Genomic DNA, 21,235 nt, shown 5'->3' with positions numbered 1-21,235 from the left:
GCCCCTGTGCGCGGGCCGGACCACGGCCACCGCGTCGGCCGCAGACTGTCTACGGTCCTTCGTGTGCAAAGGGCCTCCCGGGCGAGCGGGCTGGGTGCCGCTCACTTGGATGCGACATCCGCCTGGTTGATGACCGGACGTCGACCTGACAGGGGTATTCCCTTTTCCGCGGGAAGCCATGCCGCCGCATATGACACGGTGTGGAGAAGTCCCGGTGGACGCGCGGTGACCCCCTCACATACGCGATGGCTCCCCTATATAGGGGAGCCATCGGCGAACGCGGGCGGGAGGGGTGTTTCAGGACACCTCAGGCGCCGTAGCGGCGGTGGCGGGCGGCGTAGTCGCGCAGCGCCCGGAGGAAGTCGACCTTGCGGAAGGCCGGCCAGAAGACCTCGCAGAAGTAGTACTCCGAGTGGGCGCTCTGCCAGAGCATGAAGCCCGAGAGCCGCTGCTCGCCGCTCGTCCGGATCACCAGGTCGGGGTCGGGCTGGCCCCGGGTGTAGAGGTGCTCGGAGATCAGATCGGTGGAGACGACCTCGGCCAGCTCCTCGAAGGTCGTGCCCTTCTCCGAGTGCTCCAGGAGCAGGGAGCGCACCGCGTCCGCGATCTCCTGGCGGCCGCCGTAGCCGACCGCGACATTGACGATTATTCCGTCGATGTCGGACGTCGCCTCCTGCGCCTCCTTGAGCACCGACTGGGTCTCCGGGGGAAGCAGGTCGAGCGTGCCGACGTGGTGGACGCGCCAGCGCCCGTCCGCGGCCAGGTTGCGCACGGTGTTCTCGATGATGCCGAGCAGCGGCTTCAGCTCGTGCTCGGGCCGGTCGAAGTTGTCCGTGGACAGCATCCAGAGGGTGACGACCTCGACATCGGTCTCGCTGCACCAGCCGAGCAGCTCGGAGATCTTGTCCGCGCCGGCCTGGTGGCCCTGCACGGCCGAGCCGCCGGACGCCTTGGCCCAGCGCCGGTTGCCGTCGAGGATGACCCCGATGTGCTTCGGCACCTGGTCGTGGTCCAGGCGGCCTCCCACCCGGCGCGCGTAGAGCCTGTACACCAGGTCGCGGAAGTTCACTGCGTTCACCCTCTCGGTTCCGTACGGGCCCGGGGCCCGCCTTCCCCGTCGCCGGGGGTCCGGGGGCCGTCCCCCGCAGGGGATCGCTGCACGGTCTGCGCCGCCCGCACGATCCCTCGGCGGTCCGCGCCCCTACCACTGGCACGGCCGCGCGGGCCTTCGCCGCGCCGCACATCGGCTTTCCCCGAAGCGGCCACATTACTGCGATCGGGTCACGGGGGCCCAACCCGGTCTGTCACAACTCCGTGATAGGGAATGAAACGTGACTGATTACCTCTCCCCCGACCTCTCCTACCGCGCCGCCGGTTCGCGCTACGACTCCATGGAGTACCGCCGGACCGGGCGCAGCGGCCTCAGGCTGCCCGCCCTCTCGCTGGGCCTGTGGCACAACTTCGGCGACGACCGGGCCCTGGACTCCCAGCGGGCGATCCTGCGCCGCGCCTTCGATCTCGGGGTCACCCACTTCGACCTGGCCAACAACTACGGCCCGCCGCCCGGCTCGGCCGAGCTGAACTTCGGCAAGCTCTTCGCCCAGGACTTCACCCCGTACCGTGACGAACTGGTCATTTCCACCAAGGCCGGCTATCTGATGCACCCCGGCCCGTACGGCGAGTGGGGCTCCCGGAAGTATCTGCTGTCCTCGCTCGACGCCTCCCTCAAGCGGATGGGCCTCGATCACGTCGACGTCTTCTACTCGCACCGCTTCGACCCGGACACCCCGCTGGAGGAGACGATGGGCGCGCTGGCGTCCGCCGTCCAGCAGGGCAAGGCGCTGTACGTGGGCGTCTCCTCGTACACCGCGGAGCAGACCGCCGAGGCGGCCGGGCTGCTCAGGGAGATGGGTGTGCCGGCGCTGATCCACCAGCCGTCCTACTCCATGATCAACCGCTGGATCGAGGACGACGGGCTGCTCGACACCCTGGAGGCGGCCGGAATGGGCTGCATCTCCTTCGTGCCGCTCGCCCAGGGCCTGCTCACGAACAAGTATCTGAAGGGCATCCCGGAGGGCTCGCGCGCCACCCAGGGCAAGTCCCTCGACCCGGGCCTGCTCTCCGACGAGGTCGTCCGCCGGCTCAACGGGCTCAACGACATCGCCCGGGGCCGCGGCCAGTCGCTCGCCCAGCTCGCCATCGCGTGGGTGCTGCGCGACAGCCGGATGACCTCGGCGCTGATCGGCGCGTCGAGCGTGAAGCAGCTGGAGGAGAACGTGGCGGCCCTCGCGGGCCCGGCGCTGACCGCCGACGAGCTGAAGGAGATCGACGCCTTCGCCGTGGACACCGCGGGCACGAACATCTGGGCCGGTCGCAGCTGACGCCGACTCAGCGCTGAGGTCGGCTCAACGGGAGGTCGGCTCAACGGGGCTCGCGGGCGAGGAGGACGGAAGCCCCCCGGGGCTGTGCGGCAGCGCCGGCATCGGCCCACAAAAAAACGGGCCGGTCCGTGGGGGGGATACGGACCGGCCCGAGGGGGGGTTTCCACCATAACCCTTCGTAAGTGCTGCCGCGCGCCTCGCCACTCCACCATTACTCTCCGAATTCACCGGACTGCGTTCCGGACAGGGCGGCGGACACCGGTCGAACTCCCGATACCGAGGGGGTGCGGTACGGCGTCGGCTTGACGCTTCCGGGCGATAGAGGACGGAACCTGACCTCTGACGGCTCTAGGTTCGAGGCATGACGACACGATCCCGCGCGACAGCGACAGCGACCGTGAGCTGGACCGGGGCGAACGCCCGGAGGCTGGCCCGCCAGCACCTCCACCACCCGGATGCCACCACGTCCCCCATCGCCACCCCCGGCGCGGCGGTGGCCGCGATGCTCGGCGCGCACGCCCAGGTGCTGTCGGCGGCCGAGCTGTCCGTGGGGCTGCGCGGGGACGGGCTGACCCGCACGGACGTCCGTACGGCCCTGTGGACCGACCGGACCCTGGTCAAGACGTTCGGACCGCGCGGCACGGTCCACCTGCTGCCCGCGGCCGACCTGCCCCTGTGGACCGGGGCCCTGTCCACCGTGCCGGCGGGTACGAGCCCCTTCCCCAAGGGCGCCCGGATGAGTCCGGACCAGGTGGAGGCGGTCGTCGCGGCCGTCGCGGAGGCGCTGACCGGGGCGGAGCTCACGATCGACGAACTCTCCGAGGAGGTCGTCGCACGGACCGGACCGTGGGCCGGGGACCTGGTGATGCCCGGATTCCAGACGATGTGGCCGCGCTGGCGACAGGTCCTGCACCTGGCCGGCCACCGGGGCGCCCTCGTCCACGCCCCGAACCGGGGGCGGAAGACGACGTACACCAACCCCGGGTGCACCCCGCTGCCCGGCCCCGGGGCGCTGGCCGCCCTGATCGAGCGGTATCTGCGCGCGTACGGGCCGGCCACCCCCGCCCACTTCGCCCGGTGGCTGGCCGCGCCGAAGTCCTGGGCGGCCGATCAGTTCGCCGCCCTGGCGGTGGCGGGGGCCATCGAGGAGGTCGCCCTCGCGGACGAGGGTCCGGCGTGGGTGGTCGCGGGCGACACGGACTTCCCGGCCTCGCCGGTGCGCGGCGTGCGCCTGCTCCCGTACTTCGACGCGTTCGCCATCGCCTCCCAGCCCCGCGAGCGGCTGTTCCCGGGGGCGGCGTACGAGCGGGCCCTCGCGGGCGGGCAGGCGGGGAACTTCCCGCTGCTGCTGGTGGACGGCGTGGTGGCAGGCGTCTGGCACCTGCGCCGCTCGGGCCGGCGGATCGCGGTGACGGTGGAGCCGTTGGAGCCCCTGCCCCCGGCCGGGCTGCGGGCGCTCCGGGAGCAGGTGGAGCGGGTCGCCACGATCATGGAGGGGACGGCGGAACTGACGGTCGGCCCGGTGACGGTGGGACCGCACGCGTAGGGGCCGTGTGCGGGGTCCCTTCGAGGGTGCGGGGGTCGGTGCGGGTCGTGTGCGGGTCAGGAATGAGGGTGCGGGGGGCGTGCGGGTCAGGGGCGGGGCTCGCGGGTCAGGGGGCAGGGCTCGAAGCGGATCGCCATCGTGTCTCCGGCGACCACCACGAAATCCCCTTCCTCGCACCGGATGACCGCCCGGAGCACCTCCCCGCCGGAGTCCCTCAGCTCCTGGGTGCCCACGACCGTCCACGCTCCCCCGTACGGCACCGGCGGGAGCAGGGCGGGCGGGGCGTGCTGCCATCGGCTCGCCGGTACGCACCAGTCGGGCAGGCCCGGCCAGGCGCCCGGGGTGACGTGCAGTGTCCGGTCGGAGGCGCAGGTCAGCAGGACGGACTGGTCGTCCGAGAGGACGAACTCGACGGCCTCCGGCTCACCCGCCCGGCCCTCGGGCCGGTAGTAGATCCCGAGGACGGCGGTGATCCTGGCTCCCGTGAGCCAGTCGGCGTTGCCGTGCCGCGCGCGCCCGGCAGGCGCCGCACAGTCTCCCCGCTCCATGGTCATGACCGCTCCCCCTCCTCCGCTGTGCCCTTCGCTGTGCGCGCGTCCCGTCGAGTAGGACGCCCGCCCGCACGATCCCGTTGCCTCCAGGGCGGGCCTGAACTGGCGTACGGGGTAGGCGGGTTGACCGGCGGATGCATGCCGGCCACCGTCACCGGGGCTTGCGGGCCTCGATCAGGAAGCGGGCCGTGCGGGCGAGGAACGGCCCTTCCGCCTCGATCTGCCGGTGCAGTGCGGCCAGTTGGGGCCGGTACTGCTCGACGGTGAAGCCGGGCACCATCCAGATCACCTTGCGCAGGAAGTAGACGACCGCGCCGATGTCGCGGAACTCGGTGCGCAGCGTCTCGGAGCGCAGGTCCACCACGTCGAGTCCGGCCGCCGTCGCGGCGGCCCGCGCGTCCTCGGGGTGGCGGCCACGCCGGACCTCGGGCGGCTGGGGGCCGAGGAAGTACTCGACGAGTTCGAAGACACTGGCCGGGCCGACCTGCTGCGAGAAGTACGTGCCGCCGGGAGCCAGCACCCGCGCGATCTCCTCCCACCACGTGGTGACCGGATGGCGGCTGACCACGAGGTCGAAGGCGGCGTCCCCGAAGGGAAGGGGTGGCTCGTCCGCGTCGGCGACGACGACCGCCCCGAGCGGGTGCAGCAGGGCGGTGGCGCGGGCGATGTTGGGTGGCCAGGCCTCTGTGGCCACGGTGACCGGCGGGAGCTTCGGCGCGGCGGCCAGGACCTCGCCGCCGCCGGTCTGGAGGTCGAGCGCGGCGTGGGCCCGGCCGAGCCGGTCGGCCATCGCGCGGGCGTACCCCCAGGAGGGGCGCTGCTCGGTGGCCCGGCCCTCCAGCCAGGAGAAGTCCCATCCGTCGACGGACACGGCGTCGGCCTCGGCGACGAGGGCCTCGAACCGGTCGCGGGAGGCCGCGGAGTCGAAGCGGAGGGGTGCGGGAGCAGGGCCGGGGGCGGGTGCGGAGGGCTCGGACATACGGAAATCGTGTCAGGCGGGTCCGGGGCGCGCGAATGGATTCCGCGCGTGCGCGGGCGCGCGCTCCGAGCGGGTGGGCGCGGGCGGGTCCACGCGCGGGCGGGCGGATTCCGCACGCCGGGTCGTCGTCACCCGGCCAGGGCCCCGAGCAGCAGGCCGGTCAGCGCCCCGCCGATCATGAACGGCCCGAACGGGATGCCGGTCCTGCGCCCCGCCCGGCGCAGGACCACCAGACCGAGTCCGTACGCCGCCCCGAACAGGAATCCGGCGAACCCGCCCACGAACAGCACGGTCCAGCCGTACCAGCCGAGTGCCACGCCCAGGGCGAGGGCGAGCTTCACATCGCCGAAGCCCATGCCGTTCGGGTTGATCAGGAAGAGCAGGAGGTAGAAGCCGCCGAGGGCCAGGCCGCCCAGCAGGCCGGAGCTCCAGGATCCGGCGTGCCCGGGAAGCAGCGCGGCGCCGCCGAGCAGCAGGACTGCCGCGGCCGCCAGGGGCAGGGTCAGCGGGTCGGGCAGCCGGTGGACCCGCCCGTCGACGACGGCGAGGAGTACGGCGACAGGGGCCAGCGCCAGCCACCCGATCAGCTCGGGCCTGGCCCCGGTGGCGGCGGCGAGCGCGACACAGGCGGCCACGGTGACGAGGGGGGCGAGGACGCCGGGGGCGTAGGCCGACGGGCCGGGGGCCGGAGCTGCCGGATCTCCGGTGCTGCGGCCCGCTTCGGCAAGGGCCGACGCAGGCCCGGCGGCTGACCGGCCGGCGTCGGTGCCGGCGGTGGTAGCGGGGGTGCCGGTCCGGGGTGCGGCCGGCGTTCCCGGGGCGGCGGCGCAGGGCGCGCACCGGGCCGGGCCGAGCCAGCCGCGGACCGGGCCGGTGAGCGGATGCCCCGCGGGGCACGCCGTACGCCAGGGCTCCTCCGGCTCGACGGCGAACCGGTAGGCGGCACGCGGGATCAGCAGTCCGGTGACGGCACCCCAGACCGCGGCGAGGGCGAGCAGCGCGGCGTCCACGGGACGACCCTAACGGGCGGCGGGAACAGGGGTCTTGGGCCCGGGGACCCAAGCGCGGCCGTATCCGGCCCGGGCGGGTCCGGCGGGGGCTACGGTCGGTGCCCATGAGGACATGGCGCGATGGCGACGGGACGCTCACGGTCGGCACGGACTCCGGGGCCCGGGAGGTGCCGCTGCGGATAGCGGCCTCGTACCGGGCCCGCACCAAGGGGCTGCTGGGGCGGGACGGGATCGAGGGGGCGATGATGCTCACCCCGTGCGGGAGTGTGCACACCTTCCGGATGCGGTTCCCCATCGATGTGGTGTACCTGGACCGGACGTTCACGGTCCTGGCCGTCCGCACGATGAAGCCCGGCCGGCTCGGCCTGCCCCGGCTGCGCGCCCGGCACGTGGTGGAGGCGGAGGCCGGGGCGATGGAGCGGTGGGGCGTGCGACCGGGCGTACGGGTGGAGCTGAGAGCGACGGCCCCCGCCTCCGGGGCGCCCGGGGCGTCGGGTTCCGGGGCCTGAGCACGCGGCGCGACGCCCCGGAGCGGCGGCGCGAGGCTGCCGGGGCTCCGGGGCCACGGCGTCCGGGCGGACCGGGCTACGGCGGGCCCGGGCCCAGCAGGGTCCAGGCCCCGTAGGCGGCGGACGCGCAGGCCAGGACGGCGAGGACGGCGGCCGTGCGCCCGGTCGTGCGCAGGCGCAGCAGGGCGACGGCGGGCGGGAGCAGGAGCGGGAACGCGGGCATCATCAGGCGCGGCCGGGAGCCGAAGTAGCCGGCGCCGATCAGCGAGATGACGACGATCGTGAGGGCGTAGACGAGCACGGGGAGCGGCTGCCGCTGCCGTACGCACAGCGCCACCAGCCACCCCAGCAGCCCGAGCGCCGCGCACAGGCCGAGGGCGGCGGGCCAGGGCAGCCCGGCGATGAAGGCGGCGAGCGCGCGGCCGCCGTCGATGTTGTTGCCCCACTGCGCCTGGACGTCGAAGTAGGCGAACGGGCCGCCCTCGCGGACGGCCACGAACACCACGTACGCCAGCCAGCCCAGCGGTGCGAGCGCCACGCCGACGATCATCCGGGCGTTGCGGCGCAGCACCGGCCCGGCTTGGCGCTCGTCGCGGTACTCCCGTACGAGGGTGACGGCCGCCGTGATCGCGAGCGCGGCGATGAGCGCCGCCGCCGTGGGCCGGGTGAGCCCCGCCAGGACGCAGAGCGCGCCCGCGACGATCCAGCGGCCCCGGAGGACGGCGTACAGCGCCCAGGCGGCGAGCGCGGTGAACAGGGTCTCGGTGTACGCCATCGACTGGACGAACGCCGTCGGGTACACCCCCCACAGCGCGGCCAGCACCACGCCCGTACGCCGTCCGCGCAGGTGGGCGCCGACGGCGTAGATGCCCCAGGCGGCGAGCAGCCCGGCCGTCCAGGCGACGAGGAGTCCGGCGCCGCCGAGGGTGAGCGGGGTCACGGCGGAGACGGCGCGTTCCAGGGCCGGGAGCAGGGGGAAGAACGCCAGGTCGGAGTGGACGGAGCCGTCCGGGAGGGTGACGGTGTAGCGGTAGCCGTTCTCGGCGATGCGCTGGTACCAGACGGAGTCCCAGCGTCCGCTGAGCGGCCCCAGCGGGTCCTTCCCGGCGGCGGACGCGGCCGCCCGGAAGGCCAGGAGCCCCAGGGCCCGGGCGGCGGCGTAGACCGCGAGCGCGGGCGCGGCGGCCCGGAGCGCGACGGCCGCCCGGGACCCGGGGGTGGCGGGGCCCGGGGCCGGACCGGCGGGCGGCCGGGTGCGGAGCTGGTGATCGGACATACGGCCGATTATGACGTCGGCGGCGGCCGTCGCTCCGCACCGGGGCCGGGGCCCGGGGCGGGGCCCGGGGTGTGTCCGGGCAGTGTCCGGGGGGGCGCGGCGGCCCGGCTCAGACGCCGAGCACCTCGTTCCCGTACACCTTCCACGGCGACATCTCCACCCCGTCCATGACGGCCAGCTGCGGGTGGCGGGCGGCCGTCTCGTCCCGTACGGCGACGGTGTCCGGCCAGGAGTGGAGGTGCGCGTCGCCCTCGATGACGACGCCGTCCCAGTCGGTGGCGGCCGTCGCGCCGCTCCGGTCGACGACGAAGCCGATGCAGAGCACGGAGGCCCGTCCGACGGTCCGCCGGATGGCGCTCACCGCGTGTTCCCGCTCCGGCTCGGGCAGCTCCCCCACGGAGAACTCCACGGCGACGACGCCGGCCCGGGCCTGCCGGATACGCACCAGGAGGTCGCGGCCCCCGTCGGTCCACAACCGGAACCCGACCTCGCGGAGCCGCTGGAGCCCGGCGATGGACAGCAACTGATCGCGGGTGACGGGCGAACGGGCGCCCAGGGAGGCGGTGTCGAGACTGACGAGCACCGTGCGGCCGGTCACCGGGTGCGCCGGGCGGAGCCCTTCGGCCTCCAGGTCGCCCAGCAGTGTCCGGGCGTCCAGCCGGGTCCAGCCCAGGTGGTACGAGTAGAAGAATCCGGCATCCATCGACGCCCCACCCCCATCGCTGTTCGTCGCGGCGTCGTGGTCGGCGACCACCGGCACATCCGAGCGTACTGAGCCGCGGCCGGGGCGGCGTGGGCCCACGGGCCCACGGGCGGCCCCAAGCGGAACAGCCGCCGCGTATCGGTGCAACTCAGCTGCCGCACACCGCACTTGGGCCCGCGCCTGGGACCGGGGGCCCGGGCCGGGGAAGCTTTTCGGCCGTACGCTCTCAGCCGTCGGGCAGGACGCGCGGGGTCGAGGAGAGGTGCACCGTGAGCGGTGGCGGGGGCTGGGGAGACCGGGGCGCGGGCCACATACCGCCGGGGCGCCACGGCATCGCGGGGTCCGGCGCCCCACGCCACGTCCAGCAGGGCGGCCGGTTCTTCGCGTTGGCCCGCAGCTGGGTGACGGGCGCCCTCGTCCATCTCGCCGCCGGGTTCGTCACGAGCCGGGTCCTGGTCGACCTGCTGGGCACCGAGGCCAGGCTGGAGGCCTTCGGCTGGCGGCTGGCCCTGATCCATCTCCCCGCCCTCGCCGGGACACTCCTGACCGTCCTGGCCTCCGCCCGGATCCTCCCCGACGAGTACCGCGAGTCCTCCCGCACCCTGTATGCCCTCGCCGCCCTCGCCGTGCCCCTGGCCGGTCTGCTGTACGGCTTCGCCGTCGCCGGGGACCTCGTCGACATCGAGGGCGTCCTCATGCCCGGCGTCTCGCTGGCGGCCGGCGCGGCGTCGGGGGTGGCCGTCGACCGGCTTCTGGAGGAGCGCGCCACCCGGACCCCGGAGCCGCACCGGTACTCGTACAACTGGCGGGACGGCGGCGCGACCGCGATGGAGTCCCTGGGGCTCGTCGTCCTCGTCGCCCTGCTGATCGGCGCGATGGCGATGGCCTGGGTGGGCCGGTAGACCGGGGAGCGCCTGCGGTGCGCGATCAGCTCGCCGCCCCGCGGCGGCTCGTGCTCGGCTGGTTCGAGTGGGGCGAGGAGGAGGCGCGGAAGACGCGGGACGACACGAGGAGATGAAGATGTGGGAGGCCTCCACCAGGCACAGCGGCGGCTACGTGCGATGTGCGTGGTTGGCCGGAGCTTCCGCGGCGTCGAGAGCATGCTCCACGTGGTGCTTCTTCCCGAGCAGGGCGCCGATGAGGACAGCGCCGAGGGCGAGGAGGGCCGCGGCGACGGTGAGCGCGAAGGAGAAGCCTTCCGTCGCGGCGCGCAGGGGACCCTCCCGTGCGGTCAGGGCGTCGCTGCGGCGCGAGGCCAGAGCGACCAGCACGGCCACCCCCACGGCGCCGCCGACCTGCTGAACGGAGCTCAGGACGGCCGAGCCGAGTCCGGCGTCCTCCTCGGTGGTGCCCGTGAGCGCGGCGACGGTCAGGGCGGGCAGAGCCAGTCCGCATCCGATGCTCGTGACGAGCATGCCGGGCAGCACCCCGAAGACGTAACCGTCGCTCGGTGCCACGCCGGACAGCAGCAGCAGTCCGGCCGCGCTGATCAGGAAGGACAGGACGAGGGCCGGGCGTACGCCGAGCCTGGCCACCGCTCGGGAGGAGAGCCACATGCCCGCGAGGATGCCCGCACCATAGGGCAGGTAGGCGACCCCGGCCGTGAGCGGGCGGTAGCCCAGCACCGTCTGCAGGTGCACCATCAGCAGGAAGGCCATCGCGTACATGGCGGCGGAGAACAGCAGTGTCGTTCCGTTGGCGACGGCGCGGATACGGAAGGACAGGAACGACAACGGCACCAGCGGCTCGGCGGTCCGTGCCTCGACCGCGACGAAGGCGACGGCCAGCAGCACGGCCAGCACCAGGGACCCGGCAGCGGTCGTGTCGCCCCAGCCCGACTCCCCGGCCCGGAGCAGTCCGTAGACCAGGGCCACCAGGGCACCGGTGCCGAGTACCGCACCGGGTACGTCGAGGCGCACCGCGCGCCCGGACCGGCTCTCGGGGACCAGGCGCGGGAGCAGCACCACGGCTGCGAGGGCCACCGGCAGGTTGATCAGGAAGATCCAGCGCCAGGACGCCAGACCGGTCAGCGCCCCGGAGATCACCAGGCCCATCGTGCCGCCCAGCCCTGCGATGCCGCCCCAGATGCCGAACGCCTTGGCGCGCTCCCGGGTGCCGGGGAACAGCAGCGCGATCAGTGCCAGCGCGGCCGGGCTGGCCATGGCCGCGCCCGCACCTTGGACGAACCGTCCGGCCACGAGCTGCCAGGGCTCCTGCGCGAGCCCGCAGACCAGGCTCGCCGCACCGAACAGCGCCACACCGGTCAGGAAGACGCGCCTGCGGCCCAGCAGGTCGGCCATGCGGCCGAACAGCAGCAACAGCCCGCCGAAGGCGAGGAAGTAGGCGTTGACGACCCAGGCCAGGCCCGCGGTGCCGAAGCCGAGATCCTCCCTCATGCTGGGGAGCGCCACGCTCACCACGTTGTCGTCCAGGACGAGCATGAACTGTACGAAGCACAGCACTACCAGGGCCGGCCCGCGGCGGCCGAGGGCGTTGGCAGTGACGGTGGTGGGTGCCGAGGTCATGCTGAGCACCCTGTCCTCGTCAACGGCTCCGGTGAACTGCGGTAGCGCCCGTGGCGCGGTGGGTGATTGATCGGCATGCCAATGACGCTATGCACCGGCTGCGCCGACCGCGATGCGCTACCAGGCCACGTCGTATCGGGATGAGGCCATAGGCTGGGGCCATGACCGAGGACGTGATGGGAGCCGTCCCGCCCGGGGTGGGCGCGATCGTCGTCGGGAGCTTCCCGTTGGCGCACGGGGAGTGGTTCATTCCGCACAGCCACCCGCAGCACCACCAGTTGGTCTGGGCGCGGCACGGTGTGCTCGGCGTCGCCGTCGACGACGCCTACTGGGTCCTGCCACCCACACGGGCGCTGTGGCTGCCCGCGGGGGTGGTCCACCGGACCGGTGCGACCCGCGAGGCGGTGCTGTGCAGCCTCTACTTCGCACCGGACAGATGCGACCTGGACTGGGCGGACCCCACACCGGTCGGCGTCGACGGACTGCTGGCCAGGCTCATCGTCTACCTCAGCCGCGAAGACCTCCACGACGGCCCGCGGCTACGGGCCGAGGCGGTCGTCCCGGATCTGCTGCGCCCCTTGCCGGCCACCCCCATCGATGTCCCGCACCCCACCGACGACCGCGTGCGCGCCGTGGCCGAGGCGCTGCTCGCCGACCCGGCGGACTCACGGAGCCTTGAGGCGCACGCACGGGCCATCGGGGTGAGCCGACGTACCCTGACCCGGCTGTTCGTCCACGACACCGGCATGCACTTCGACCGCTGGCGCACCCAAGTGCGGTTGCGTGCCGCGCTTCCCCTGCTCGCCGAGGGCCAGCCGGTCTCCCGCGTCGCGCACGCCGTCGGATACGCCACACCGAGCGCCTTCCTCGCGGCGTTTCGGCGAACTGTCGGCACTTCGCCGGGGCGTTACCTCAAGGGCGACGCTTCGTTCGAGGCGCCTGTTACGAGCGCCGCCGCCGACCGGCTGACGGGCTGACGGGCTGAACAAGGTAACTCCGGCTGACTCACAGGGTGTTCGGAGCACCCGGCCGCTTCCGCTCTCAGGCCAGCGGGCAGCTGAGGGGGAGGACGCGTTCGGACAGCCGGCCGGTGAGGGTGGTGTCGGTGAAGGCCGTCTCCGTCAGCCAGTCCGCCGCGGTCAGCCGGTCCACCAGCTCCCGCAGGTCGCCGGGGGCGATGGCGCACCAGGAGGAGAGGGTTTCCCGGCCGAGGCCCTCGCCCTCGGGCCCCAGTTGTCCGTCGGCCGTGACGCCGGTGGTCAGGGCCAGGGCGAGCAGACGGGCGTCGGCCCCGGTCTTGGCCTTGCGCAGCTTCTTCTCGCCGACGACTCGCTGGGCCCATCCGCTGAGCTTGGGGCGCATCTTCCTACCGAAGGTGAACGGCCCCGGGGCGCTCTCGTCGGGTGTCAGGGACGGCACGCTGATACGGGTGGGGTTCTCCGGACGGGAGGCGATCAGTTCGTCGACGGTCCCCGCCATTTCCAGCCAGCCGCACTCGACCAGTTGCGCCACCACGTGCTCGGCATCCGGCAGGGGCAGCCCCTTGAGGTCCTGCCCGACGAGGTTACCGAGGCCGCCCTGCGCGGTGCGCAGCGTCAGCATGACCACCAGCAGGCGGGCCTCCGGCCCCGGCAGGGGCGAGTGGCCGGCCACGTGGGCGAGGACGGCCCGTGCGTGATCCCACTGGGCGGGCGCGGTCAGCAGCCGTGCCACAGCGGGCTCTTCGCCTTCCGGAGCCTCACCGATGCGGTTCAGATGCTGGAGACGGGCGGTGGCGGCGGCCTGTTCGGCTCGCTGGGCGTCGAGGCGGAGTCCGGTGTCGGCGGTCACGTCGGCCCAGGCGCTGAACGCCTTCGCCTTACGGGCGTGGAGCTCGGCGAGCATCGCGAGGTCGGGTTCGGCGCGCTGCTGGTAGGCGCGGAAGAGCTCGCCGAGTTCGGCGAGTTCGTCCCGCAGCGTGATGGGCCGCAGGTCGTGCGGGACGAAGCGCTGCGCGATCCTCCCCCGCCGGGCGCGCTTTCGCGCCGGCCTCGCGGCCCGGGGGGCCGGTACCTCGGGCGGGGCCGTGGTACCGGAAGCGCTGTGCGAGAAGTGGGGCCCGACTGCCGACACCGTCGGGGCGGGGGCCGCAGGGGCCCGGAAGCCGTCGGTCGGGGCCGTCCGGTCGGGGGCCGGGGCGGTGGCGACGACCTTCGCGGTGGGGTGGCCGGCCGCGCAGCGCGAGCAGCACTCCATCACCTGCCACCAGCGGCCTTCCCGGTCCGTGACGACGGCCAGAACGACCGCGCCCCCGCACCTCCAGGGCGCGGGGCGCTCACGTGGTCCGGCGGGGCGGATGTGGGTGTGACATTCCGCGGCCCGGCAGGCGCAGTACACCGAGGGTCGGGGGGCCGGGCCCGCGCGCAGGTGGGCCTTGAGGTGCTCGACCGCCGCCGTCCGGCCGGCGGCCGCGGAGGGCAGCACCTGTGCGGCGCAGGCCGGGCGGCTGCACGAGACGCGTACGTCAGCACGGCCGCGCCCGACGGGATCCAGCCGCACCGTCCACGTGCGCCCCGTCACCCGTTCGTTCGTCGCGTGGGCCTCCACACCCATCACACCCTCCTCGACGCCTGTTCGTACGTGCACCTCGGCACCCCACCTGATGAATGTGTCCTCGGCGCGCGGCGCGTCATGGTCTCCTGCGCCGGGCTGTCCGTATTCCGGCCCACAACACCAACGACGGTCCGCCGTTCGGGTGACGGGCCCGGAGAGCATGTGGCCGGTTCTTTGCCCTGGCGGGGGCTGTCGGCCGTGCCCCTCTTCGAGCGTCCGGATGACCTCGGCGACGCGCGGGGGCGGCGGCGCGGCGCGGCGCGGTGCGGAGTCGAGGGGCGGTGGTCACGCCCGTAGTCGGCCATCGCGTCCGCTCACGTCTTTCATCTCTTTTCATGTCTGTTCATGTTTTCGCCGAGTCACTCGAGGATGCCCAGGCCTCGGCCCATGAACTTGGTGAGATTCTCGCGGGTGATGTTGGGCCTCCCCAAAAGTGCCGTCAGCCCCCTGTCCAGCCCGAGCCTCCGGGTCAGGGTGATCGCTCGGTCGGGGACCCGATCCGCCAGCACGCCGAGGTTGCCGGGTCCGGTGTCGGGGTTGAACGTTCCTCCCGCGGCCATCGGCAGGGGGACAGTGGCTGCACCCCCGGTGATCCTGGGACTGCCGCCCACGACGGCCGGGTTCGGTTCCCGCTCAAGGGCCAGGACGTTGAAGATGTGCTCGGGATTCCACCTGGTGGGCTCGGCCAGGAAGGCGAACACGAATTCGTCGAGGTCCCGAACGTTGATCGATGTTCCGGTCGGCGCCGCTTCCGTGTCGGTGCTGTAGAGAAGAGCGTTGGTGATGGCGTTGGCGGTGTTCTTGCGCAGCCCGTCTTCGCCGCCCGCGTAGGTGTGCATGCCGCCGTCCGGCGGGAAGACGTAGTAGTGGTTCGTTCCCTGGCGCCCCACGCTGTAGGTACGGCCGAGGATGGTGAAGTCCCTGCGTTGTTCGGCATGCTCGGAGCCGGTGGACGTGATGCCGACCGCGGCGAACCTGGCCTGCTCGCCGCGCAGGATTCTCAGCTTGTCCGTGAAGCTGTAGCTGTTCTGTCCGCCGACGGTGGGTGCTCCCTCTTCCTGTACCGGCGTATCACCTTCCGGCGTGTCGATGTGATTGCTCAGATGGCGGTACAGGTCCTCGACCACCGAGTGCATCGCCACCCAGAGCAGCGCGTCGCCGGCCGTGCCCTGAGAGAACGTGTAGTTGATGCCCGATTCGACCACTGACGTCAGCAGGGGGCGGAGCCAGGTTCCATCGGCGAAGTTGGTGATGTTGAACCCGGCTGCCTGGGCGGCCTGGAGAAGGTCGGTGACGTTGTTGTACTGCTGGCCCCCGGCCGTCACCGTGCGCTGCACCGGAGCAGCCGCGACCTGCGCCCCGGATGCGGAGAGCGGGGTAGCTCCGCTGCCCGGAGCGTGTGCCGCGGTCGACGGCGCTGGGCGGTTGAGCGCGCGGGTAGCGTTGGCTTCGGCTTCACGTTCGAAGCGGTCGGACGGGTCGGAGACGCTCAGACCCGCCCCGTTGTCGGTTCCGGCGACGGGGCCCCGGCGCTGCTGGATGACGTGGGTGAGTTCGTGGGCGAGGGTGTGCTTGTCACCTCCGCCGTCACCGATGACGACGTGGTTCCCCGAGGTGTAGGCACGGGCGCCCACCTCGGCGGCCGAGGCTTTGGCGGCGCTGTCGTTGTGGATGCGGACGTCGGAGAAGTCGGCGCCGAGCCGGGCTTCCATGTCAGCGCGGGTGGCGTTGTCCATCGGCCGACCGGCGGCGCGCAGGACATCCGGGACGGCGGAGCGCTGCACGGTGCCCTGTTCGGCCTGCTGGTGGCAGGCGTCCCGCAGCATCTGGACGACGGCCGCGTTCCCGATCGTGCTCTGCATGGCATGAAGCCCGGCGAGGGGCGGTCCCGCGGCCGCAGGTGTGCGGGCCGGGGCCGGCCGGTGCTCCGCGCCGGTCTTTTCGGCACCATCCTGGCTACGCATGGGAACCTCTCTCCTGCTGAGCGTGTGACTCTCCTGGATACTGGATATACGGGGCGCGGCTCCGGATCCAGGTACTGAGGGGCACAGTTGAGTGACCGGACGGGTGCCTGGAACCGCGCCTCGCCCGGCGCACACACGCTCGCACCCGCCATCAGTGAGAGAGCGATGGCGGGTGCGGATGCGGATGCGCTGACGCGTGAGTCTCGTGAGCGCGTCACGTGTGCCTGGGGAGGGAGGGTTCAGGACCCCTCTCCGCGCGGGAAGGAGACCTCCACGCGGCGGTTCTTCTTGCGGCCCTCTTCGTTGCTGTTGCTGGCGATCGGGTACTGCTCGCCGTAGCCCCGGATCTCGTACGTGATCGTCGCGCCGAGCTCCTTCGACAGGACCCCGTGCACGGCGTCGGCGCGCTTCTTGGACAGCACGTCGCCGTGGGCCGAGGAGCCGAGGTTGTCGGTGAAGCCGAAGACGCGGACCTTGGTCGCGTTCTGCTTCTCGATCTCGTCGGCGATCGCGGCGATACGGGCGTTGGCGGCCGAGCTGAGCTTCGCGCTGTCCTTGCCGAAGAGGACTTCGGCCTGGAGCGCGAACTTGATGTCGGCGTTGCTGTCCTCGCGGCGTTCCTCACCGCCGAGGTCCTCCACGACCTGGACGATGTCGAGGACCCGGCCGGGGGCGAGGGTGCCGCCCTCCGGCATCTTCAGGTCCGGGTCGTTCGGGTCGACGGGAACGGGCGGCTCCGACGTCGCCTCCGTACCGGGCGGAACGCTCGGCCCGTCGTCGGCGTACGAGGGTGAGGCTCCGAGCAGCGTGGTACCGGCGATCAGCACGGCGACCGCGACGGCCTGGCCCATGTGGCGGGGCGCCCGGGGGCGCTTGGTGGTCTTCATGGCCGCACTCACCCAGAAATCTTCAGCGAGGTGGTGGCGAAGGTCGGGAGAGTGAAGTCGACTTCGGTCGTGCCCTGCGGCGGAGCGGGGAACTGCATGAAGATCGGCGCGGACTTGCCTGGAGCGAGGGACGAGATCGCCGTGGTGCAGAGGCAGCGGGAGTCCGTGTCCCGGAGCACGTAGTAGCGCTTCTTTCCTACCTTGTCCACGAGCGTTGCTCCGGCGACGGAGTTGGGGTTCTTGTTCACGATGTTCACCTCGGACCCGGACCACGCCGTGGTGATCCGCGCCTGGTCCCCCTCATTGGTGACCTCGCCTTGAACGGTAAGGAAACCTCCCGAGTCACGCTTGACCTCGTTGATCACCAGCACAAGCCCGCCCATTCCCCGTGCCTCCGCGAGCTTCACGTCCGGGTCCAGGTTCTCCCCCGCAGCCGTGTCCTCCTGCTGCGTCTCGCCCTTGTCCTCCGCGGAGGGACTGACCGGGGCGGACGGCGCGCTGGAGCCCTCGTTGCCGGGCTCCTCGCCTCCGTCGTCGCCACAGCCGGCGAGAGCGAGGGCCAAGGCAGCCGTCATGGAGACAGCCGCCATCGCCCTTCTGGTCGTCGTGGTCCGCCGCATGCTCATGGTCCGATTCCTCTACTCGTCGTTCGCTTCGCTGTCACTGGTCGACCAACCGCACGTCGAAGAGGGTCCTGCTCACGCTCTCCCACAGGCCGGGCCGCTCGATGTCGGCCGTCGCGATCGTGACGACATCACCGCTCAGGCACGTGAAGATGAACGCCTCCGGGTAGCCGTTACTGTCGGCGTCGATGACCTTCGGATTGGGGCAGCGGAACTCGATGAGCGCGGTGGCCTTGGCCTTGGCGACTTTGTCCTCCGAGCCGGGGAGCACCGGCGAGTCCACCGGATCACGGCCCTCGACCGCGACCGTGATCAGGTCCCGCAGATAGCCGGACGTAGGTGTGCAGGAGTTCGTGTCGGCTTCGTTGGCGTTGGCCAGCCGTTGCGCCTCGGCACAGGGCGGGGCGAAAGGCGCGATGAGGAAGGCATCCAGCGCGTTGGCGCGCAGCGAGTTGAGGAATCCGAGCCCGAAGTTGGCGCGTGCCTTCTGCGCGGCGGCCAGCGCGGCGGCGTCCGCCGCGCCCTGGGAATCATTGCGCAAGGCCGAGGCCTTGCCGACGGCGAAGAAGGCCAACGCGAGGAAGAGCAGGCCCGCCACCATCATGATGTAGATGGGGAAGGCCTGCCCTGCGTCGCCGCGTGGACGTGTACGCATCAGCCAGAGGTGATGGCAGTCACCAGTCCGGTGATGCGCTCCGAGATGTTTCCGCCGATCCCGGCTGCCGCGATCGCACCGATGATCGCCACGACCACCAGAATGATGCCCAGGTACTCGAACGCCGTCTGTCCCCGGTCCTTCGCCGCGTAGCGCTTCTGGATGCTGCTGACGGCGGTGTCGGCCCAGCCGTTGACGCGGACGGCGGTCTTCAGGGTGATGTTCGACATGGTGTTCCCCTCCGGGTTCGGCCGACCGGTTACCGGCCGACTCGCACATTCCTGCGGTGCCGCCCCCAGTACCGGCTTCCTCCCGGCCGGTGCCGTTGGCGACGTGAGAAACATAAGGGAGAACCACTGCTGCCGCAGAGGGCCCGTGGGCCCATTCCCGGGCCCAAAAGGCTTCCCCGGTATTCCCGTTGCGCGATCGCTCGGTCATGGCTGCCGCCCGGGGTTCCGGGGCGCGGTGCCGAGCCAGTGGGCGATCGCCTCGCTGCGGCTGGCACTGTGGAGCTTCGTGAAGATGCGGTTGATGTGGTTCTTGACCGTCTTCTCACTGATGAAGCAGGTGGCGGCGATCTGCTGATTACTCATTCCGGACGCAATCAGGTCCATGACCTCCACCTCCCGCGAACTCAGCTTGTACTGCTGCCTGTTGGGGGTGAGAACCGACCCCCCGGATAGAGAAGACTGTCCCACAGAAGGTTGCAGTTGCGAAAGACTTTCCGAAGTTTCGCGGGGGCGTGGCGGTACGTGCACAGGTACGGGCGCTGTAGTCAGCGCCGATCCGAGTCCTTCGGGCAGGGGGCCTCGGGGCGGGGCCGACCCCAGGCGCATGTGGGCCAGCAGGGCGTCGGCCGCCGTGGCGGTGAAGTTGGCGCGGCCGTCCTTCGTGTCGCGCACCGCCCGGACCAGTTGGTCCGCCGTGAACTCCCCGTGCACCAGGTAGCCGCCCGCGCCCAGGCGCAGCGCCTCGTGGACGATCTCGCTCTCGCGGCTGTACGTCAGCATCAGCACGGGCGCGATGCCGACCAGGTGCGGCAGGGCCGAGATGCCGTCCACGCCGGGCATCCGGACGTCGAGCAGGACCACGTCGGGGCGGTGCTGGAGCGTCTCCTCGTAGGCCTCGCGGCCGTCCGCCGCCTCCGCCACGACCTGGATGTCGGCCCGGCCCGAGAGCAGGACGCCCAGACCCGCCCGGACCACCGGGTTGTCGTCCGCGACCACCACCCGGAGCCGGGCCGGTTCGGGAGCCGCGGGGGCCGGTGGGAAGGGGGACGCGGTGGGCCCTCCGAACGCGGGGGGCGGCGCCGGTACGGCTGCGTGCTGGATCGCAGTGTGCTGGTGTCCGGGCCGGCCGGCGGGACCGGGGGCCTGGGCGAGCGGGATGTGCGTCGACGTGTGCTGGGGGGCGTGGTGGTGAGCCGGCGCCCCGTTGCGGTTCGGCGCGGGGGAGACATCGTCCGGCATGCTGCGACCTCCTCTCAGGGTCGGGGTCATGGGTGGGGGGTCGTGACGTTCTCGGGCGCGAGCGACGGCGAGAGCGGTGGTGAGAGCGGCAGTGAGGTCTGCGACGCGGCGGTGGGCGGGGAGGGCGACGGGGTGCGCTCCCCGGCTCCCGGGCTCGTCAGCGCCGCCAGGGGGAGCTCCACCCGCACCTCCGTGCCCTTCTCCGCGTTCCCCCGGCCGATCCGGATGCGGGCCCCGATGGAGGCGGCCCGCTCGACCATGCCGACGAGGCCGAAGTGGCCGGCCCGGCGGAGGGTGTCGAGCGTCGTTCCGGCGGGCAGGCCGCACCCGTCGTCGTACACGCTGAGGCGGAGCATGTCGCCCTGCACGCCCGCGAGGACGATCAGGTAGGAGGGACCGGCGTGGCGGTGGGCGTTCTCCAGGGCCTCGGAGGCGACGGCGAGGAGGTGTCGGGCGACCGCCTGCGGCACGGGCGGCACCGGTGTCCCATCGGCGAGGCGGCGGAAGGTGGCTGTGACCGGGTGGTGGTCGGTGAAGTCCTGTGCGTGGGAGGCCAGTTCCGCGAGCAGGTCGACTCCGCCTTCCAGGCCCTGTTCCCGGCGCAGGTCGGTGAGCAGTTCCCGGGATTCGGCGGCGGCCCGGCGGGCGGCGCGGGCGACCAATTCCGCCTGGAGTTTCACGGTGGGCGGGTCCATGCGGTCGGCCGAGCCCGCCAGTCCGTCGGCGGCCAGCGCCAGGCCGTGCAGGGTCTTGGCGACCGAGTCGTGCATCTCCCGGGCCAGGCGGGTGCGCTCGCCCTCCACCGCCTCGTTCACCGCCAGCCGCGCCCGGGTCTCGGTGAGCGCCTGGGTGGCCGTCCCGAAGCGCAGGAGGAGGTTGCGCAGGGTGACCCCGACCGCTCCGGCGATCACGCAGAAGCCGGGCAGGAGCAGGGCCGGCGCCCCGCCCGGCTCCAGCTTCGGGACGCTCGCGTACACGCCGAAGACGATGACCACCTGGAGCGCCGCGAAGACCGCGGCGCCGCGCCAGCCCTGGATCAGGCCCGCCAGCAGCGGGGTGCAGACGGTGACGTACGCGAGGGTCGACTCGGGGGTCGCCGTGATCAGCAGCAGCGCGCCGAAGAACACGTCGACGGCCAGGAGCCAGGGATGGCGCAGGAGCACCGGGCCGAACCGCTCCCAGTCCCGGAACAGCAGGTACGAGCCCATGAAGGTGACGAGGACCGCCGAGCCGACGAACCAGGTGGGCAGGCCTGGGGCGGTGCGGTCGATGGCGTACGGGGTCGCTATCGCGATCATTGCCAGCCGGAAGCCGAAGACCTGGCGGCACATCGCCTGGAGGGCGTTGACCTGGATGGCGAACGCCGGGCGGGCCGGGGTGCCGGTGTGGGCGCGGGTCAGCTCCGCCGTCAGTCCGGGCTGGGCTCCGCCGAGCTGGAATGCCATGTGCCTGTCACCTCCGTCTCGTTCCCCGTAACGCTCGCGCTCCGTAACGCTCGTGCTCCGTAACGCTCCTGCTCCGTATGGCCGGCCGATCGCTTCAGCAGGCGTTCCGGAACGTAGGAG

19 protein-coding genes and 1 pseudogene are annotated in these 21,235 nt (G+C 72.5%); 5 read left to right on the top strand and 15 right to left on the bottom strand.

What is annotated here, in order from left to right; genetic code table 11:
* Positions 1-307: 307 nt before the first annotated feature.
* Entirely contained in the window at positions 308-1,069 is a 762-nt protein-coding gene (locus ACIRJT_RS03645) for an isoprenyl transferase (protein WP_073741104.1), read from the bottom strand.
* A 262-nt stretch (positions 1,070-1,331) separates the two neighbouring features.
* Between ACIRJT_RS03645 and mgrA the strand changes: the two genes are divergently transcribed.
* Complete coding sequence (gene mgrA / locus ACIRJT_RS03640) at positions 1,332-2,381, top strand: L-glyceraldehyde 3-phosphate reductase (RefSeq protein ID WP_403903924.1); 1,050 nt, start codon at positions 1,332-1,334, stop codon at positions 2,379-2,381.
* 361 nt (positions 2,382-2,742) lie between these two features.
* Positions 2,743-3,927, top strand: a complete 1,185-nt coding sequence (locus tag ACIRJT_RS03635; protein WP_403903921.1) for a winged helix DNA-binding domain-containing protein — start codon at positions 2,743-2,745, stop codon at positions 3,925-3,927.
* An 86-nt stretch (positions 3,928-4,013) separates the two neighbouring features.
* On the opposite strand, the gene ACIRJT_RS03630 is transcribed toward ACIRJT_RS03635, so the two are convergent.
* The 3 genes from ACIRJT_RS03630 to ACIRJT_RS03620 all read right to left on the bottom strand — a co-directional run bounded on the left by ACIRJT_RS03630 (position 4,014) and on the right by ACIRJT_RS03620 (position 6,467).
* Positions 4,014-4,481, bottom strand: coding sequence for a hypothetical protein (locus ACIRJT_RS03630; protein WP_403903918.1), 468 nt, complete (start codon positions 4,479-4,481; stop codon positions 4,014-4,016).
* A 148-nt stretch (positions 4,482-4,629) separates the two neighbouring features.
* Positions 4,630-5,457, bottom strand: coding sequence for a class I SAM-dependent methyltransferase (locus ACIRJT_RS03625; protein WP_403903916.1), 828 nt, complete (start codon positions 5,455-5,457; stop codon positions 4,630-4,632).
* 128 nt (positions 5,458-5,585) lie between these two features.
* Positions 5,586-6,467 (bottom strand): prepilin peptidase, encoded by an 882-nt coding sequence (locus ACIRJT_RS03620; RefSeq protein ID WP_403903914.1) that lies wholly within the window; start codon positions 6,465-6,467, stop codon positions 5,586-5,588.
* 104 nt (positions 6,468-6,571) lie between these two features.
* On the opposite strand from ACIRJT_RS03620, the gene ACIRJT_RS03615 reads away from it, so the two are divergent.
* Positions 6,572-6,976, top strand: coding sequence for a DUF192 domain-containing protein (locus tag ACIRJT_RS03615; RefSeq protein WP_403903912.1), 405 nt, complete (start codon positions 6,572-6,574; stop codon positions 6,974-6,976).
* Positions 6,977-7,052: 76 nt separating this feature from the next.
* Here ACIRJT_RS03615 and ACIRJT_RS03610 read toward each other — a convergent pair whose 3' ends face one another.
* Both ACIRJT_RS03610 and ACIRJT_RS03605 read right to left on the bottom strand, forming a co-directional pair.
* Entirely contained in the window at positions 7,053-8,252 is a 1,200-nt protein-coding gene (locus tag ACIRJT_RS03610; protein ID WP_403903910.1) for a hypothetical protein, read from the bottom strand.
* A 109-nt stretch (positions 8,253-8,361) separates the two neighbouring features.
* Complete coding sequence (locus tag ACIRJT_RS03605; protein ID WP_403903907.1) at positions 8,362-8,955, bottom strand: hypothetical protein; 594 nt, start codon at positions 8,953-8,955, stop codon at positions 8,362-8,364.
* Between the two features lie 269 nt (positions 8,956-9,224).
* Here ACIRJT_RS03605 and ACIRJT_RS03600 point away from each other — a divergent pair.
* Positions 9,225-9,924: pseudogene (locus ACIRJT_RS03600) on the top strand (hypothetical protein); the annotation flags it as partial.
* Positions 9,925-10,007: 83 nt separating this feature from the next.
* On the opposite strand, the gene ACIRJT_RS03595 reads toward ACIRJT_RS03600, so the two are convergent.
* Positions 10,008-11,480 (bottom strand): MFS transporter, encoded by a 1,473-nt coding sequence (locus ACIRJT_RS03595; RefSeq protein WP_403903905.1) that lies wholly within the window; start codon positions 11,478-11,480, stop codon positions 10,008-10,010.
* Positions 11,481-11,641: 161 nt separating this feature from the next.
* Here ACIRJT_RS03595 and ACIRJT_RS03590 point away from each other — a divergent pair, with 161 nt between their 5' ends.
* The gene (locus ACIRJT_RS03590; protein WP_403903903.1) at positions 11,642-12,457 is read left to right on the top strand and encodes a helix-turn-helix domain-containing protein; all 816 of its coding nucleotides are present in this window, start codon (positions 11,642-11,644) and stop codon (positions 12,455-12,457) included.
* A 64-nt stretch (positions 12,458-12,521) separates the two neighbouring features.
* Here ACIRJT_RS03590 and ACIRJT_RS03585 read toward each other — a convergent pair whose 3' ends face one another.
* The 8 genes from ACIRJT_RS03585 to ACIRJT_RS03550 all read right to left on the bottom strand — a co-directional run bounded on the left by ACIRJT_RS03585 (position 12,522) and on the right by ACIRJT_RS03550 (position 21,115).
* A complete protein-coding gene (locus ACIRJT_RS03585; protein WP_403903900.1) occupies positions 12,522-14,072 on the bottom strand; it encodes a hypothetical protein in 1,551 nt (516 codons plus the stop codon).
* Between the two features lie 359 nt (positions 14,073-14,431).
* A complete protein-coding gene (locus ACIRJT_RS03580; RefSeq protein WP_403903898.1) occupies positions 14,432-16,036 on the bottom strand; it encodes a DUF4157 domain-containing protein in 1,605 nt (534 codons plus the stop codon).
* A 239-nt stretch (positions 16,037-16,275) separates the two neighbouring features.
* Positions 16,276-16,923, bottom strand: coding sequence for an OmpA family protein (locus ACIRJT_RS03575; RefSeq protein WP_403903895.1), 648 nt, complete (start codon positions 16,921-16,923; stop codon positions 16,276-16,278).
* Between the two features lie 8 nt (positions 16,924-16,931).
* Positions 16,932-17,549: a hypothetical protein gene (locus tag ACIRJT_RS03570; RefSeq protein WP_403903892.1), complete on the bottom strand. Its 618-nt coding sequence runs from the start codon at positions 17,547-17,549 to the stop codon at positions 16,932-16,934.
* A 34-nt stretch (positions 17,550-17,583) separates the two neighbouring features.
* Entirely contained in the window at positions 17,584-18,201 is a 618-nt protein-coding gene (locus ACIRJT_RS03565) for a pilus assembly protein TadG-related protein (RefSeq protein ID WP_403903890.1), read from the bottom strand.
* On the bottom strand, positions 18,201-18,431 hold the full coding sequence (locus ACIRJT_RS03560) for a hypothetical protein (RefSeq protein ID WP_403903887.1): 231 nt from the start codon (positions 18,429-18,431) through the stop codon (positions 18,201-18,203). The genes ACIRJT_RS03565 and ACIRJT_RS03560 overlap by 1 nt, the downstream gene beginning before the upstream one ends.
* Positions 18,432-18,635: 204 nt before the next feature.
* Positions 18,636-19,670 carry a response regulator gene (locus tag ACIRJT_RS03555; RefSeq protein WP_403903885.1) on the bottom strand — a complete coding sequence of 345 codons (1,035 nt, stop codon included), beginning with the start codon at positions 19,668-19,670 and terminating at the stop codon, positions 18,636-18,638.
* A 26-nt stretch (positions 19,671-19,696) separates the two neighbouring features.
* Positions 19,697-21,115 (bottom strand): sensor histidine kinase, encoded by a 1,419-nt coding sequence (locus ACIRJT_RS03550; protein ID WP_403903883.1) that lies wholly within the window; start codon positions 21,113-21,115, stop codon positions 19,697-19,699.
* Positions 21,116-21,235 lie beyond the last annotated feature (120 nt).

Origin of the sequence: Streptomyces sp. NPDC102283, from assembly GCF_044766265.1 — a bacterium.
Classification (GTDB): Bacteria; Actinomycetota; Actinomycetes; order Streptomycetales; family Streptomycetaceae; genus Streptomyces.
This window is presented reverse-complemented; position numbering and strand designations above follow the sequence as displayed.

Bases quoted from the DNA above. Each gene is read 5' to 3' on its own strand.
- ACIRJT_RS03635 (WP_403903921.1), top strand. From the start codon at position 2,743: ATGACGACACGATCCCGCGCGACAGCGACAGCGACCGTGAGCTGGACC.
- ACIRJT_RS03630 (WP_403903918.1), bottom strand. From the start codon at position 4,481: ATGACCATGGAGCGGGGAGACTGTGCGGCGCCTGCCGGGCGCGCGCGG.
- ACIRJT_RS03625 (WP_403903916.1), bottom strand. From the start codon at position 5,457: ATGTCCGAGCCCTCCGCACCCGCCCCCGGCCCTGCTCCCGCACCCCTC.
- ACIRJT_RS03615 (WP_403903912.1), top strand. From the start codon at position 6,572: ATGAGGACATGGCGCGATGGCGACGGGACGCTCACGGTCGGCACGGAC.
- ACIRJT_RS03610 (WP_403903910.1), bottom strand. From the start codon at position 8,252: ATGTCCGATCACCAGCTCCGCACCCGGCCGCCCGCCGGTCCGGCCCCG.
- ACIRJT_RS03605 (WP_403903907.1), bottom strand. From the start codon at position 8,955: ATGGATGCCGGATTCTTCTACTCGTACCACCTGGGCTGGACCCGGCTG.
- ACIRJT_RS03595 (WP_403903905.1), bottom strand. From the start codon at position 11,480: ATGACCTCGGCACCCACCACCGTCACTGCCAACGCCCTCGGCCGCCGC.
- ACIRJT_RS03590 (WP_403903903.1), top strand. From the start codon at position 11,642: ATGACCGAGGACGTGATGGGAGCCGTCCCGCCCGGGGTGGGCGCGATC.
- ACIRJT_RS03585 (WP_403903900.1), bottom strand. From the start codon at position 14,072: ATGGGTGTGGAGGCCCACGCGACGAACGAACGGGTGACGGGGCGCACG.
- ACIRJT_RS03580 (WP_403903898.1), bottom strand. From the start codon at position 16,036: ATGCGTAGCCAGGATGGTGCCGAAAAGACCGGCGCGGAGCACCGGCCG.
- ACIRJT_RS03575 (WP_403903895.1), bottom strand. From the start codon at position 16,923: ATGAAGACCACCAAGCGCCCCCGGGCGCCCCGCCACATGGGCCAGGCC.
- ACIRJT_RS03570 (WP_403903892.1), bottom strand. From the start codon at position 17,549: ATGAGCATGCGGCGGACCACGACGACCAGAAGGGCGATGGCGGCTGTC.
- ACIRJT_RS03565 (WP_403903890.1), bottom strand. From the start codon at position 18,201: ATGCGTACACGTCCACGCGGCGACGCAGGGCAGGCCTTCCCCATCTAC.
- ACIRJT_RS03560 (WP_403903887.1), bottom strand. From the start codon at position 18,431: ATGTCGAACATCACCCTGAAGACCGCCGTCCGCGTCAACGGCTGGGCC.
- ACIRJT_RS03555 (WP_403903885.1), bottom strand. From the start codon at position 19,670: ATGCCGGACGATGTCTCCCCCGCGCCGAACCGCAACGGGGCGCCGGCT.
- ACIRJT_RS03550 (WP_403903883.1), bottom strand. From the start codon at position 21,115: ATGGCATTCCAGCTCGGCGGAGCCCAGCCCGGACTGACGGCGGAGCTG.